Source organism: Phormidium sp. CCY1219, assembly GCF_035615515.1.
Taxonomy (GTDB): domain Bacteria; phylum Cyanobacteriota; class Cyanobacteriia; order Cyanobacteriales; family Laspinemataceae; genus CCY1219.
In genome coordinates, this window is the sequence record NZ_JAJENT010000666.1 from 1 (window position 1) to 848 (window position 848).

An 848-nucleotide genomic window follows, 5' to 3' on the forward strand; every position below is an offset into this window, starting at 1 on the left:
CCCGCTCTGAAGTAGCGGGGCTTCGTGCCTCGTTAATTTAGGTAGCTGACCCGCCTAAGTGCCTCACGCACTCCGTTGCATTTAAGAGTCAAAGTTCTCACCTTGGGATGCTTCACCAGTCCCATGCTCTGAAACCAAATAGTTAAAAGTTTACGAGGGGTAAAGCGGTGCTATTTGGATGTGCCGAAATGCAACATTGGCAAGGTGAACATTACCCTAGTAATAGGAGTTTTTAATGAATAAAAATTCAGTTTTTGTACTGGACACTAACAAAAAACCCTGCAATCCAGTACATCCTGCTGTTGCCAGAAAGTTATTAACTGAAGGTAAAGCAGCAGTATTTCGCAGGGTTCCGTTCACAATTATTTTGAAAGAGGAATCGAAAGATGAAATAAAAGAATTAAGGATTAAGATTGACCCTGGTGCAAAGACAACAGGTTTAGCAATAGTCTCTGATACCAATATCGTTTGGTGCGCTGAGTTAGAACATCGCGGTTTTCAAATTCGGGAGAAACTTAACGACCGTCGGACATTAAGAAGGTCAAGACGTAATCGTAAAACTCGGTATCGGAAACCTCGATTTCTTAACCGCAAGCGACCCGATGGATGGTTGCCTCCATCGTTGATGTCCAGGATATCTAACATCGAATCTTGGGTTAAAAAGTTATGTCGATTAGCCCCTATTACTGCTATTAGTCAGGAGCTAGTTAGATTCGATACTCAGAAAATGATTAACCCAGAAATCAATGGAACTGAGTATCAACGAGGCGAGTTATTTGGTTACGAGGTTCGCGAGTATTTGTTAGAGAAATTTAACAGGACTTGCGTTTATTGCGGAACCAAAGAAG

At 42.0% G+C, this 848-nt stretch carries 1 protein-coding gene; it reads left to right on the top strand.

The features are described from left to right. Positions 1-235 precede the first annotated feature (235 nt). Positions 236-848 (top strand): RNA-guided endonuclease IscB (iscB, locus tag LKK83_RS19435; RefSeq protein ID WP_324632951.1); only part of this gene is annotated, 613 nt, incomplete at its 3' end.